This window comes from Kitasatospora atroaurantiaca, assembly GCF_007828955.1.
Lineage (GTDB): Bacteria > Actinomycetota > Actinomycetes > Streptomycetales > Streptomycetaceae > Kitasatospora > Kitasatospora atroaurantiaca.
Genome location: NZ_VIVR01000001.1, coordinates 5,395,471 through 5,407,800 on the forward strand (window position 1 = coordinate 5,395,471; position 12,330 = coordinate 5,407,800).

At 71.6% G+C, this 12,330-nt stretch carries 11 protein-coding genes; 6 read left to right on the forward strand and 5 right to left on the reverse strand.

Annotated elements, in window-relative coordinates; all coding sequences use genetic code 11:
- Positions 1–52: 52 nt before the first annotated feature.
- From FB465_RS24475 to rny, 6 genes are all read left to right on the forward strand, one after another.
- Positions 53–1,561: a S8 family peptidase gene (locus FB465_RS24475; RefSeq protein ID WP_145793884.1), complete on the forward strand. Its 1,509-nt coding sequence runs from the start codon at positions 53–55 to the stop codon at positions 1,559–1,561.
- A gap of 52 nt (positions 1,562–1,613) precedes the next feature.
- Positions 1,614–1,808 carry a DUF3046 domain-containing protein gene (locus FB465_RS24480; protein WP_145793886.1) on the forward strand — a complete coding sequence of 65 codons (195 nt, stop codon included), beginning with the start codon at positions 1,614–1,616 and terminating at the stop codon, positions 1,806–1,808.
- 179 nt (positions 1,809–1,987) lie between these two features.
- Positions 1,988–3,163, forward strand: a complete 1,176-nt coding sequence (locus FB465_RS24485; protein ID WP_170290682.1) for an AI-2E family transporter — start codon at positions 1,988–1,990, stop codon at positions 3,161–3,163.
- A 148-nt stretch (positions 3,164–3,311) separates the two neighbouring features.
- Positions 3,312–4,433, forward strand: a complete 1,122-nt coding sequence (recA, locus tag FB465_RS24490) for a recombinase RecA (protein ID WP_145793890.1) — start codon at positions 3,312–3,314, stop codon at positions 4,431–4,433.
- A gap of 7 nt (positions 4,434–4,440) precedes the next feature.
- Positions 4,441–5,181, forward strand: coding sequence for a regulatory protein RecX (locus tag FB465_RS24495; protein ID WP_145793892.1), 741 nt, complete (start codon positions 4,441–4,443; stop codon positions 5,179–5,181).
- A gap of 140 nt (positions 5,182–5,321) precedes the next feature.
- Positions 5,322–6,857, forward strand: a complete 1,536-nt coding sequence (gene rny / locus FB465_RS24500) for a ribonuclease Y (RefSeq protein ID WP_246192814.1) — start codon at positions 5,322–5,324, stop codon at positions 6,855–6,857.
- A gap of 27 nt (positions 6,858–6,884) precedes the next feature.
- Here the strand turns inward: rny and FB465_RS24505 are convergent, their stop codons facing one another.
- The 5 genes from FB465_RS24505 to FB465_RS24525 form a co-directional block, all read right to left on the reverse strand.
- The gene (locus FB465_RS24505; protein ID WP_145793893.1) at positions 6,885–8,552 is read right to left on the reverse strand and encodes an FAD-dependent monooxygenase; all 1,668 of its coding nucleotides are present in this window, start codon (positions 8,550–8,552) and stop codon (positions 6,885–6,887) included.
- Between the two features lie 110 nt (positions 8,553–8,662).
- A complete protein-coding gene (locus FB465_RS24510; RefSeq protein ID WP_145793895.1) occupies positions 8,663–9,562 on the reverse strand; it encodes an amino acid ABC transporter permease in 900 nt (299 codons plus the stop codon).
- Positions 9,559–10,209, reverse strand: a complete 651-nt coding sequence (locus tag FB465_RS24515) for an amino acid ABC transporter permease (protein ID WP_145793897.1) — start codon at positions 10,207–10,209, stop codon at positions 9,559–9,561. Before FB465_RS24515 ends, FB465_RS24510 begins: the two co-directional genes overlap by 4 nt.
- Before the next feature lie 43 nt (positions 10,210–10,252).
- Positions 10,253–11,164, reverse strand: a complete 912-nt coding sequence (locus tag FB465_RS24520) for a glutamate ABC transporter substrate-binding protein (protein WP_145793899.1) — start codon at positions 11,162–11,164, stop codon at positions 10,253–10,255.
- Between the two features lie 141 nt (positions 11,165–11,305).
- Positions 11,306–12,034 (reverse strand): amino acid ABC transporter ATP-binding protein, encoded by a 729-nt coding sequence (locus tag FB465_RS24525; protein WP_211786002.1) that lies wholly within the window; start codon positions 12,032–12,034, stop codon positions 11,306–11,308.
- Positions 12,035–12,330 lie beyond the last annotated feature (296 nt).

Here is a 12,330-nt window from a genome sequence, read left to right on the forward strand (position 1 = left end):
GTTATGTAACGGACCCGTGACCTGGGCGGGCCGAATGAGCGGAGGCCGCGCGATGGAACGGGTGGGCCTGGCCAACTGCAGTTCCGGAAAGCACCGAAACGGCCCTGTCCGCGTCCTCTTCGTGATGCTGGTGATCGCCCTCCTGCTCGGCGGGGCCGTGCCGTACGTCGCCGGGCCCGGCCGCTCGTACCTCAGCTATCTGGTGCTGGCCGAACGCCAGGACGCGCAGGGCTCGGCGCTGGCCGCCGGCCAGGCGCGGACGGCGGGCGGGCGGGTCCTCCAGGAGTACCCGCAGATCGGCGCCGTCCTCGTGTACGCCACCGGCAGCTTCGCCGACCGGCTGCGCGGCCGCCCGGGCATAGCCGCCGTCGGTGCCACCAGGACGGCGGGCGTGCCGAGCCCGCCCGGGCCGCTCGTCGGGGCCGGTGACTTCGGGCGCGGCAGCGGGTCCGCCGATGCGCGGGACGAGTCCGAGGCGACGCTGCCCGATCCGGGTGAGTCGGCCGACTGGAACCTGGCCATGATCGGCGCCACCGCAACCCCGGCCGCCTCGGCGGTCCTGCTGCACACCCCGGCCGCCGACCGCCCCGTCCCCACCGCCCAGGCGCTGCGCGGGGTGCTGGTCGCGGTCCTGGACTCCGGCGTCGACGACACCCATCCGGACCTGCGCAGTGCCGTCGACCCGCGCGCCTCGGCATCCTGCGCCGACGGCCGGCCCGACGCCCGGTACGGCGCCTGGCGCCCCGACCAGGGCGTCAGCGAGAGCGGCCACGGCACCCATGTCGCCGGGATCGTCGGCGCGGCGAGGGACGGCAAGGGGGTCACCGGGGTCGCCCCCGGCGTGCGGATCGCCGCGGTGCGGCTGCTCGGCCCGCTCGGGCAGTACTACACGGAGAACATCGTCTGCGGGATGCTCTGGGCCGCCGACCACGGCGCCAAGGCGATCAACGACAGCTACTTCGCCGACCCCTGGAAGTACAACTGCCCCGAGGACCGGGACCAGGCGGCGCTGATCACGGCCGTCGGCCGGGCGGTCGCCTACGCCCAGCGGCAGGGTGCGGTGGTGGTCGCCTCGGCCGGCAACGACGGCCAGGACCTCGGCGCCTCCCGGACCGACCGGCGAAGCCCCAACGACCGGCACTCCGGCCCCCCGCAGACCCGGCTCCTGGGCACCGAGTGCATCCGCCTGCCCGGCGAGCTGCCCGGCGTGCTGACGGTCGGCGCGGTCGACCGCAGCGGGATGCCGACCGCGTACTCCAACTTCGGACGGGGTCGGATCTCGCTGGCCGCGCCCGGTGGCGACCCGGACGGCGGGGCGCAGGGCGCGGTCGTCTCCGACTGGCCGGGCGGGCAGTACGCCGCGCTGGCCGGCACCTCGATGGCCGCCGCACACGTCACCGGAGCGGTCGCGGTGGTCGCCGCCACGCACCCCGACTGGGGCCCCGACCGGCTGACCGCGCTGCTGGCCGAGACCGCGGCGGCCAACTGCCCGTTCGGGTCCGGCAGCTGCGTCGAGCGCCAGTACTTCGGTGCCGGTGTGCTCGCGCTGCCTCGAGGGTGACCGGAGGCCGAGCGCTCGTCGGCGTCCGGAGCGGCTTGGGGATACTGGTCACATGAGGCTGACCGAGTTCTGGCGACGGATGTACGAGCACTTCGGGGAGGTGTACGCGGAGTCATTCGCGAAGGACCACCTGATGAGCGAGCTCGGCGGGCGGACGGTGAACCAGGCGCTGGAGGCCGGCTGGGAGGCCAAGGACGTGTGGCGGGTGATCTGCCGGACGCAGGGGGTGTCCGCACTGCTGCGCTGACGCGGGGCGCTGAGCGGAGCGCTGACGGGATCGCGACGCACCGGGACCGATCGGCGACCGGTCCCGACCGTTTGATGGGTGAGACTGGGCGGGTGGTCACCAGCTCTCCTCCCCAGTACCAGGACCAGTCCCCTCCCGATGAGCCCACCGGCCGGCGCTCCGTGCCGAGGGGTGAGTCGATGCCCCGCTGGCTGCCGAAGGCCATGGTGCTGGCGCTGCTGCTGGTCGGCGTGTTCCAGCTCGCCGACTGGGCGTTCCGCCAGCTCATCGACCTCTTCGTGATGCTGCTGGTCTCCTTCTTCCTGTCGCTGGCCATGGAACCCGCGGTGGACCGGATGGCCGCCCGCGGAGTGCGCCGCGGGCTCGGTACCTTCCTGGTCTTCATCGGGCTGGCGGTCGCCATCGCGGGCTTCCTCGCCGCGCTCGGCACGCTCCTGGTGGACCAGGTGGCGAAGATCGCCGGGGACCTGCCGCACCTGGTGAACAACCTGATCGACTGGATCAACCGGACCTTCCACCAGAACCTGTCGATGGACCAGCTCCAGGAGAAGGTGCTCAAGGACTCCGGGAGCATCGAGAAGTACGCCCAGCAGGCCGCGGACAACGTGTGGGGCCTGTCCAGCACGCTGATCGGCGGGCTGTTCCAGGCCTTCACGGTCGGGCTCTTCACCTTCTACTTCACCGCCGACGGGCCCCGGGTGCGGCGGACGGTGTGCTCGCTGCTGCCGCCCGCCAAGCAGGCCGAGGTCCTGCGGGCCTGGGAGATCGCGCTGGCGAAGACCGGCGGCTACCTCTACTCCCGGGCGCTGCTGGCCGTCGCCTCGACCATCGCGCACTGGATCATGTTCCAGATCATCGGCCTGCCGTACGCGGTGGCACTGGCCGTCTGGGTCGGGGTCATGTCGCAGTTCGTGCCCACCATCGGTACCTATCTGGCGGGGGCGCTGCCGGTGCTGGTCGCGCTCACCGTGCAGCCGGTGGACGCGGTGTGGGTGCTGGCCTTCGTGATCGTCTACCAGCAGGTCGAGAACTACCTGCTGCACCCCCGGATCACCGCGAGGACGGTGGACGTGCACCCGGCGGTGGCCTTCGGCTCGGTGATCGCGGGTGCGGCGCTGCTCGGCGCGGTCGGTGCGCTGATCGCCATCCCGGCTGCCGCCACGCTGCAGGGTTTCGTCGGGACCTATGTCCGCCGGTACGAGGTCGCGACCGATCCCCGGATCGACCGGGGTGCGGAGCGCCGCCGGGCGGCGAGGGAGCGCAGACGGCAGACCGCGCGCCGGTTGCGGCGCATGGTCGGGGGCGGCCCGGAGGGGGACTCCGCAGGTCAGGGCGGTGGTGACCAGGAGAAGTAGGGCTGCGCGTTCGATTCGAACGCATGTTCTTTATACTGCTTGGTGGCGAGTTTTCCACAGGCTGAACCCGATCCGGGTCGTTTGTCAGTGGGACGCGCTAGCGTCGAGGACGATGAAGCGCACAGCACAGAACCCGAGGGTGGAAGCCATGGCAGGTACGGACCGCGAGAAGGCTCTTGAGACCGCACTCGCCCAGATTGAGCGGCAGTTCGGCAAGGGCTCGGTGATGCGCCTCGGCGACCAGGCCCGCGCCCCGATCGACGTGATCCCCACGGGGTCCACCGCGCTGGACGTGGCGCTCGGTGTCGGCGGCCTGCCGCGCGGCCGCGTCATCGAGATCTACGGGCCGGAGTCCTCCGGTAAGACGACGCTGACCCTGCACGCCGCGGCCAACGCCCAGCGGCTCGGCGGCACGGTCGCCTTCGTGGACGCCGAGCACGCCCTCGACCCCGAGTACGCCAAGAAGCTCGGCGTCGACACCGACGCCCTGCTGGTCAGCCAGCCGGACACCGGCGAGCAGGCCCTGGAGATCACCGACATGCTGATCCGCTCCGGCGCGATCGACCTGGTGATCATCGACTCCGTCGCGGCGCTCGTCCCGCGTGCGGAGATCGAGGGTGAGATGGGTGACTCGCACGTCGGTCTGCAGGCCCGTCTGATGAGCCAGGCGCTGCGCAAGATCGCCGGTGCGCTGAACCAGTCGAACACCACCGCGATCTTCATCAACCAGCTGCGCGAGAAGATCGGCGTCATGTTCGGCTCGCCGGAGACCACGACCGGTGGTCGCGCGCTGAAGTTCTACGCCTCGGTCCGCCTGGACATCCGCCGGATCGAGACGCTGAAGGACGGCACCGAGGCGGTCGGCAACCGCACCCGTGTCAAGGTCGTCAAGAACAAGGTCGCCGCGCCGTTCAAGCAGGCCGAGTTCGACATCCTCTACGGCCACGGCATCAGCTGGGAGGGCGGCCTGATCGACATGGGTGTCGAGCACGGCTTCATCCGCAAGGCCGGCGCCTGGTACACGTACGAGGGCGACCAGCTCGGCCAGGGCAAGGAGAACGCCCGCAACTTCCTGCGCGACAACCCGCAGCTGGCCGAGGAGATCGAGAAGAAGATCAAGGAGAAGCTGGGTATCGGCCCGAAGTCCGAGGCGGCGGCGGAGGGTGCTGCTGCGGCGCCGGCGGCCGAGGCCGACGGTGCGGCCAAGCCGATCACCGCGACGGCTGCCAAGACGACCGCGGCGAAGAAGACGGCTGCCGCCAAGGCCTGAGTCGTCGATGCAGCACAGGGACGAGAGAGTGCCGGGCTCGGTCGGGGAGCCGAGCGAGCCCGGTGACGGGGGGCCGCCGGACTGGTGGGTCGGCGAGGCGGCTGCCGAGCTGCCGGCTGTCGTGCCGGCTTCCGAGCTGCCCGCGGGCCGGCGCCGGCGGCGTACGGCCGAACGGGACGAGCGGGCCCCCGAGGCTGCGCCGCCCGAGCCCCCGCGTGAGCGACGGAAGAAGAAGCGGGAGCGCCCGGAGGAGGAGTCCGTCGATCCGGCGGTCCGGGCGCGGGACATCTGTCTGCGGCTGCTCACCGGGACGGCGAAGACCCGTAAGCAGCTGGCCGACGCCCTGCGCAAGCGGGAGATCCCGGACGAGGTCGCGGAGGAGGTGCTCGCCCGTCTCGAGGAGGTCGGGCTGATCGACGACGCGGCCTTCGCGGCGGCCTGGGTCGAGTCCCGGCACGCGGTGCGGGGCCTGGCCCGGCGGGCGCTGGCCCAGGAGCTCCGTACCCGGGGAGTGTCCGGCGAGGTCGTCGAGCAGGCCGTCGCGCAGGTGGACGCGGACGACGAGGCGCAGGCGGCGCGGGCGCTGGTCGACCGGAAGCTGCGCGCCACCAGAGGGTTGGAGCAGCAGGCCAGGACGCGTCGGCTGGTCGGGATGCTGGCGCGGCGCGGTTACCCGGAGGGCCTGGCCTTCCGGGTGGTGCGGGACGCCCTGCGTGAGGAGGGCGAGGACGTGGTGGAGGAGTGGTGACGCCCGGTCAGGTCCGGGGAGGGTCAACTCTCGATCGCATCTTGACCGTTTCGTAACCTGCACTTAGCCTCACAAGCAGTGAGGGATCACTTCGATCATGCCGCGGGCAGGCATGCACAGGGCCGGTCGGAGTCGGTTCCGTGCTGCTCAACACCCTGCGGCCCCGGCAGCTCCCTCACCGTCGCAGCAGCGGAGCGCGCAGGGACGGGGAGTGGCGCCGGATGAAGATCGCGATGGGTGTCGGATCGGTTGCCGCCGTGATGTCGGCCGGGGCGCTCTGCCTCGTCCTGGTGCTCACCTGGTTGATGATCCGTCGGCTGCAGTCCGCCCAGCGCCGCTCCGTCGGCGAGGCGGCGCGGGCCCGGGAGTGGGCAGAGACGCAGGCCGCGCAGTTGCGCGCCGAGCTCGACCGCCGGGAGGAACGGCTCACCGAGGAGCTGGGACGCCTTCGCGCCCGGGAGGCCGAACTGGCCGGGCGAGCTGCCGAGTTGGACCAGCTGAGGGCGGAGGTCCGGGAGCTGGAGGCCGAGCAGCGGCGCGTTCTGGAGCGGGCCGCCGGTCTGACCGCTGGTCAGGCCAGGGCCGAGCTGGTGCGCCTCGCGGAGGCCGAGGCGCGGCACGAGGCGGCGGTCGCCGTACGGGAGATCGAGCGGCGGGCGAAGTCCGAAGGGGACCAGCGGGCCCGGGAGATCATCGCCGGGTCGATCCAGCGGCTGGCGGCGGAGCAGACGGCGGACACCGTGGTGTCCGCCTTTCGGTTGCCCAGCGAGGATCTGAAGGGGCGGATCATCGGGCGGGAAGGCCGGAACATCCGGGCCTTCGAGGCCGTCACCGGGGTCAACCTCATCGTCGACGACACCCCGGAGCTGGTGCAGCTCTCCTGTTTCGACCCGGTCCGCCGGGAGACGGCGCGGCTGACGCTGGAGGCCTTGGTCGCGGACGGGCGGATCCATCCGGCGAGGATCGAGGAGCTCCACGACCGCAGCCGGGCCGAGGTGGAGCGGCTGTGCGTGCGGGCCGGTGAGGACGCGCTGCTGGCGACGCAGGTGGGGGAGATGCGGCCGGAGCTGGTCAGGCTGCTGGGGACCCTGCGGTTCCGGACCTCGTACGGGCAGAACGTGCTCGGGCATCTGGTGGAGTCGGCGCACATCGCCGGGATGATGGCGGCGGAGCTGGGGGTGGACGCCGAGCTGGTCCGGCGGGCGGCGCTGCTGCACGACATCGGCAAGGCCCTGAGCCATGAGGTGGCGGGGAGCCATGCGGCGGTGGGCGCGGAGTTCGCGCGGCGGCACGGGGAGTCGGCGGAGGTCGTGCACGCGATCGAGGCGCACCACGGGGAGGTGGAGCCGAGGACGGTCGAGGCCGTGCTGACGCAGGCGGCCGACGCGTGCTCCGGTGGCCGGCCCGGGGCGCGCCGGGAGTCGGTGGAGTCGTACGTCCGGCGGCTGGAGCGGCTGGAGGAGATCGCCGGGGCGCACGACGGGGTGGCGAAGGTGTTCGCGATGCAGGCGGGTCGCGAGGTACGGGTGATGGTGCAGCCGGAGCTTGTCGACGACCTGGGCGCGCAGGTGATCGCGCGCGAGGTCGCCAAGCAGGTCGCGGAGGAGCTGACCTACCCGGGGCAGATCCGGATAACGGTGGTGCGGGAGAGCCGTGCGACGGAGTTCGCCCGCTGAGACCGGTCGGTCCATGGGGCGGCCGCCTCAGCTCGCCCCGGTGAGGGTGGCCGGACCGCCCCGGGCCCGGTGTGCCAGAGCCTGGAGGTCCTCGGCGTCGCAGCCCTGGGTGGTGCCGACCAGGTGGCCGTCGGGGCGGACCAGCAGGACGGTGTGCGGGCCGGCCTCGGGGTAGCTCTCGGCGACCAGGACCTCGGCGGGGACGGGGAGGGCGGCGGCCACCTCCGACAGCCGCGGCATCAGGCCCGCGCTCAGCCAGTGCTGGGAGGACCAGACCGTGGTGCCCGGGGCGACCAGCAGCAGGAGGAAGCCGGCGCCGAGGCGGGCGTGCAGGAAGTCCTTGGAGCCGTCGGTGGTGAGCACCGGGACATCGGCGACGAGCACGCCGGGTGCCGTCGGGGGGAGGCTCTCGGTGAGCGAGGTGGCCCGGGTCCCGCGCTGGACCGGTACCCGGGTGGGGACGCCGGAGGGCGCCGCCGGGTAGGCGGGGGCGCCGCCGAAGCGGCCGGTGCCGAGCTGGCCGTCCGCGAGGAGGACGGCGTGCTTGCGGAAGGAACCGGTGAGCAGGGAGCGGCGGGTCTGCTGCCAGCCCCGCAGCGGGCGGAGCAGGGGCATGGCCTGGTCGACCGCGCGCAGGCGGGCGCCGACCGCGCCGCGGCGCTCGGTCTCGTAGCCGTCGAGGAGGGAGCCGCCGGGCTGCGGGCCGCCGGCGTGGAGATGCCAGGCGAGGGCGAGGCGCCAGGAGAGGTTGTCGGCGTCGCGCAGGCCGTCGGCGAGGTTCTGCATGCCGAGGGCGCCGTGCAGGTGGGCGGCGTCGCCTGCCAGGAAGCAGCGGCCGCTGCGGAAGCGGGCGGCGAGGCGGTGCTGGGCGGTCTGGTCGGCGGCGGCGAGCAGCTCGTACGGGGGCAGCTCGTCGCACCAGCCGGTGAGGGTCGCCTTGACGCGGGCGAGGAGGGTGTCGCCGGTGACGATGCCGGGCCAGGTGGCGTGCGGGTCGACGGGGGTGGCGGGCGCCGGGCGGCCCGGAGGGAGCCGCCAGTCGAGGCGCCAGAGGCCGTCGGGCAGCGGGCGGGCGGAGGCTTCGCGGTCGCCGCGCCACGGGGGCTCGCGGTGCAGGCGCGCCTCGGTGAACGGCAGGTCGACCCGGATGGTGGCGACGGCGTGCCGGTCGACGGCGGGGCGGCCGGGAAAGCGGATCTTGAGCAGCTTGCGGACGGTGGAGCGCGCTCCGTCGCAGCCGACCAGGTGGCTGCCGCGCCACCAGGTGGAGCTGCCGTCCTGGGTGTTGACGGTGCGGACGCTGACGCCGTCGCGGTCCTGCTCAAGTTCGGCCACCCGGGTGAGCGGGGTCAGCTGGATCAGGGGGGTGGCGGTGACGGCGTCGCGCAGGCCGCGCTGGAGGCGGTGCTGCGGGAGGTGCAGGACCGGGGTGTCGGCGAGCGGCAGCCGCAGGACCTCGGTGCGTCGGCGCCAGATGGTGAAGGCGTCCCAGCGGGCCGCGTCGGAGGCGGCGCGGGTGTAGCCGAGGCGGGTGAGGAACGCGGTCGTGTCGGTGGTCAGGACGACGCTGCGCGGCCCCTCGGGGCAGACACCCGTGCCTTCGTCCAGCACGATGCTCGGGACGTCGTGCCGGGCCAGGGCGAGCGCCAGGGCCAGGCCGACCGGCCCGGCCCCGACGATGATCACCGGGTCCACGGCAGGGCCTCCGGGTGTACGGACAGAGCGGCCGATGCGGCGTCAGCTGCGGCGGGGGAGGTCCCTGGTGGTGTCACGAAGAGCAATGCAACAGATCACCTGCGTGTCCGTCAAGCAGCGGCAGGTGTGCGCCGGTTCGCGCCGCGGCGTCCGCGCGCCTCGATCCACTTGGCGAGCGCGGTGAGCAGCAGGCACATGCCGATGTAGATCGTGCCGATCACGATGACCACGGGGATGTACGGATACCCGTCCGCGGTGGACGTGTTGCTGGCGATCAGCTTCCCGGCGTACAGCAGCTCGGTGTACGTGATCACGAAGCCGAGCGAGGTGTCCTTGAGGGTGACGACCAGTTGGCCGATGATCGCGGGCAGCATGGACCGGACGGCCTGCGGGACCAGGATGGTGAGCATGACCTGGGTCTTGCGCAGCCCGATCGCGTAGGCGGCCTCGCTCTGGCCACGGGGCACGGCGTTGACACCGGAGCGGATGATCTCTGCCTGGACGGAGCCGTTGTACAGCGTCAGCCCGGTCACCAGGGCCCAGAAGGGCGAGGTGCCGAAGAGCGAGTGGTACAGCGCGAAGATCATGATCAGCAGCGGCATCGCGCGGAAGAACTGCACCACGGCGGTGGCGACGGCGCGGAGCGGCTTGTGGTCGGAGAGCCGGCCGGCGGCCAGGAGCGCGCCGAGGACGAGGGAGAGCAGCGCGGCCACGCCGAAGGCGGTCAGGGTGTCGAGGAGCCCGTCCACGATGCGCTGCTGGACCGCGGTGTACTGGAACGGCTCCCACATGGCGGCCGAGAACTGCCCGGCGCTCGCCAGGCTGTCGTAGGCGTACCAGAGGAGGCCGGCGATGCCGAGAACGGAGAGGACGCCGAAGGCCCGGTACCGCGCCCTGGCGCGGGGGCCGGGGGTGTCGTACAGGACGCTGGAGCTCTTGCTCACCCGGGGGGTGCGCCCGGGCTCGTTACCGGAGAGCAGAGCGGTCAGGACGCTGGAGTCGCTGCTCATCGGGCCACCTCCAGGCGGGTCTCCAGGTAGCGGAAGAGCAGGGCGACGGTGGCGCTGACGGCCAGGTAGGCGAGCGCCACCCAGAAGAAGATCGCGAAGATGGCGTACCCCCGGTCGGTCAGTGTCATCTGCGTGAAGTAGAGGTCGCTCACGCTGAACGCACCGGCGATCGCAGAGTTCCTGGGCAGGGCGATGAAGATGCTGCTCATCGGCGACAGCACGGTACGGGCCGCCTGCGGGAGGATGATCAGGCGCAGGGTCTGGCCGAAGGTCATGCCGAGGCTGCGGGCGGCCTCCGCCTGGCCCATCGGGACGGTGTTGATGCCCGAGCGGAGGACCTCGCAGACGAAGCTGCCGGTGTACGCACTGAGCGCGATCACCGCGAAGGTGAAGTTGTCGAAGTGGACGTCGAGCCTGGGGAGGCCGAAGACCACCGCGAAGAACAGCACGGTCAGCGGGGTGTTGCGGAAGACGTTGACCCAGACGGTGCCGAAGGCGCGCAGCGCCGGCACCGGGGAGACCCGGAAGGCCGCCAGCAGGGTGCCTATCAGCAGGGCGAGCAGGGCGCTGATCGCGCTGAGCTCGACCGTCTGCAGAAAGCCGTCGCGGAACAGCGCGAAGTTGCCGTCCTCGAAGAGTATGCCCATGCCGGCGGCCCTCCTTTCGATCTAAGGGGCTGTCAGAGCCCGGTCAGTACCGTTCCAGGGCGGGGATCGCGGGGGCGGTTGCGCCGGAGAGGCCGAGGGTGGCGTCGTAGGCCTTCTTCCAGTCGCCGTTGTCCTCGTGGGCCTTGAGCGCGTCGCTGATCGCGTTACGGAGCACCTGGTCGTCCTTGTTCAGGCCGACGCCGTAGGGCTCCTTGGAGAACGGCTTGCCGACGACCTTGGTCTTGCCGGCGTTCTTGGCGCCGTAGCCCATGAGGATCGCGTCGTCGGTGGTGACCGCGTCGATCTCGTTGGTCAGCAGCTTGTCCACGCACTGGGCGTAGGTGTCGTACTGGGTGACCTTCTTGTCCGCACCGACGTACGGCTGGATCTGCTTGACCGAGGTGGAACCGGTGACCGAGCAGACGTTCTTGCCCTTGAGAGAGTCCGGGCCGGTGATGTCGGTGTTGTCCTTGCGCACCAGCAGGTCCTGGCCGGCGACGAAGTACGGGCCGGCGAAGGAGACGGACTCCTTGCGCTTGGGGTTGATGGTGTAGGTGCCGACGTAGTAGTCGATCTGGCCCTGGGAGATCGCGTTCTCACGGTTGGCCGAGACGACCGTCTTGAACTCGACCTGGCTGGGGTAGGAGAAGCCCAGGTCGGCGGCGATCATCTTGGCGATCTCGATGTCGAAGCCGTTGCGGGTGTTGGTCGACAGGTCCTCGAAGCCGAGGTAGGGCTGGTCGGCCTTGGCGCCGATGATCAGCTTGCCGCGCGACTTGGCGGCGGCCCACGTCTTCGAGCCGTCCAGCTTGACGTCCGTCTTCACCTGGTACGTCGGGAGCTTGGGGGCGTTGTCGCCGGCCGCGGCGTTCGGCGAGCCGTCCTTGCCGCAGGCGGCGACGGCGGTCAGCGCGAGCACGGACAGTGCGGCGGCGATGGTGCGACGAGTCCTCATGAGGGTTGCTCTCCTCGGTCTTGGCCACGGGTCAACCGGGCGCTGTGGGCTTGAAGTTCCGGGCGGGCGCAGTGCGGCCCGGCCGGGCACGTCAACGGGCTCGGCCGCCCGATCGGCTCTGACGCTAGATCAGTGAAGGCCTCAGTGGTGCAGGATCTTCGAAAGGAAGTCCTTCGCGCGGTCGCTGCTCGGCGCGGTGAAGAAGGCCTCGGGGGTGTTCTCCTCGACGATCCGGCCGTCCGCCATGAACAGCACGCGGTTGGCCGCGGAGCGGGCGAAGCCCATCTCGTGCGTGACCACCACCATCGTCATCCCCTCGGCGGCGAGTTGGCGCATCACCTCGAGGACCTCGTTGATCATCTCCGGGTCGAGGGCCGAGGTGGGCTCGTCGAAGAGCATCACCTTGGGGTTCATCGCCAGCGCACGGGCGATCGCCACGCGCTGCTGCTGGCCGCCGGAGAGCTGTGAGGGGACCTTGTCCGCCTGGGCGCCCACGCCGACCCGGTCGAGCAGGGCGCGGGCGGTCTTCTCGGCCTGGTCGCGAGCGACCTTACGGACCTTGATCTGGCCGAGCATCACATTCTCGAGCACGGTCTTGTGCGCGAAGAGGTTGAAGCTCTGGAACACCATCCCGACCTCGGCGCGCAGCCGGGCCAGTTCCTTGCCCTCGGCGGGCAGCGGGCGGCCGTCGATGGCTATGGAGCCGGAGTCGATGGTCTCCAGCCGGTTGATCGTGCGGCACAGCGTCGACTTGCCGGAACCTGACGGGCCGATCAGCACCACGACCTCGCCCTGGGCGATGTCCAGGTTGATGTCCTGAAGCACGTGCAGCGCCCCGAAGTGCTTGTTGACACCGCTCAGTTTCACCAGCGGAGCGGGCCGTGTGTCGCTGACGGTGGTCTCGGTCATCGCGCGCCTGGCTCCCTCGTGTGTGACCCGGGGGCGGACTCCTCCGGGCTGCAGTGCTGGTAGTGCTGGTGCCGGGGGCTGGAAGCCGGCGGAGCTCGCAGCCCCCGGTGGGCCGACCATAGAAGGGCTGACAATGTCACGTCAGCCGATCTGAGCGGAACTTGAGCATCACGATCCGGCCACGCGGCTCCGCCGGGCGGGTGTGATCCAGGGGGCGTGGTGACAGGACGGGCGGACTGGACAATACTCCGCAGGAC

Bases quoted from the DNA above. Each gene is read 5' to 3' on its own strand.
- FB465_RS24480 (WP_145793886.1), top strand. From the start codon at position 1,614: ATGAGGCTGACCGAGTTCTGGCGACGGATGTACGAGCACTTCGGGGAG.
- FB465_RS24485 (WP_170290682.1), top strand. From the start codon at position 1,988: ATGCCCCGCTGGCTGCCGAAGGCCATGGTGCTGGCGCTGCTGCTGGTC.
- FB465_RS24495 (WP_145793892.1), top strand. From the start codon at position 4,441: ATGCAGCACAGGGACGAGAGAGTGCCGGGCTCGGTCGGGGAGCCGAGC.
- recA (WP_145793890.1), top strand. From the start codon at position 3,312: ATGGCAGGTACGGACCGCGAGAAGGCTCTTGAGACCGCACTCGCCCAG.
- FB465_RS24515 (WP_145793897.1), bottom strand. From the start codon at position 10,209: ATGGGCATACTCTTCGAGGACGGCAACTTCGCGCTGTTCCGCGACGGC.
- FB465_RS24520 (WP_145793899.1), bottom strand. From the start codon at position 11,164: ATGAGGACTCGTCGCACCATCGCCGCCGCACTGTCCGTGCTCGCGCTG.
- FB465_RS24510 (WP_145793895.1), bottom strand. From the start codon at position 9,562: ATGAGCAGCGACTCCAGCGTCCTGACCGCTCTGCTCTCCGGTAACGAG.
- FB465_RS24475 (WP_145793884.1), top strand. From the start codon at position 53: ATGGAACGGGTGGGCCTGGCCAACTGCAGTTCCGGAAAGCACCGAAAC.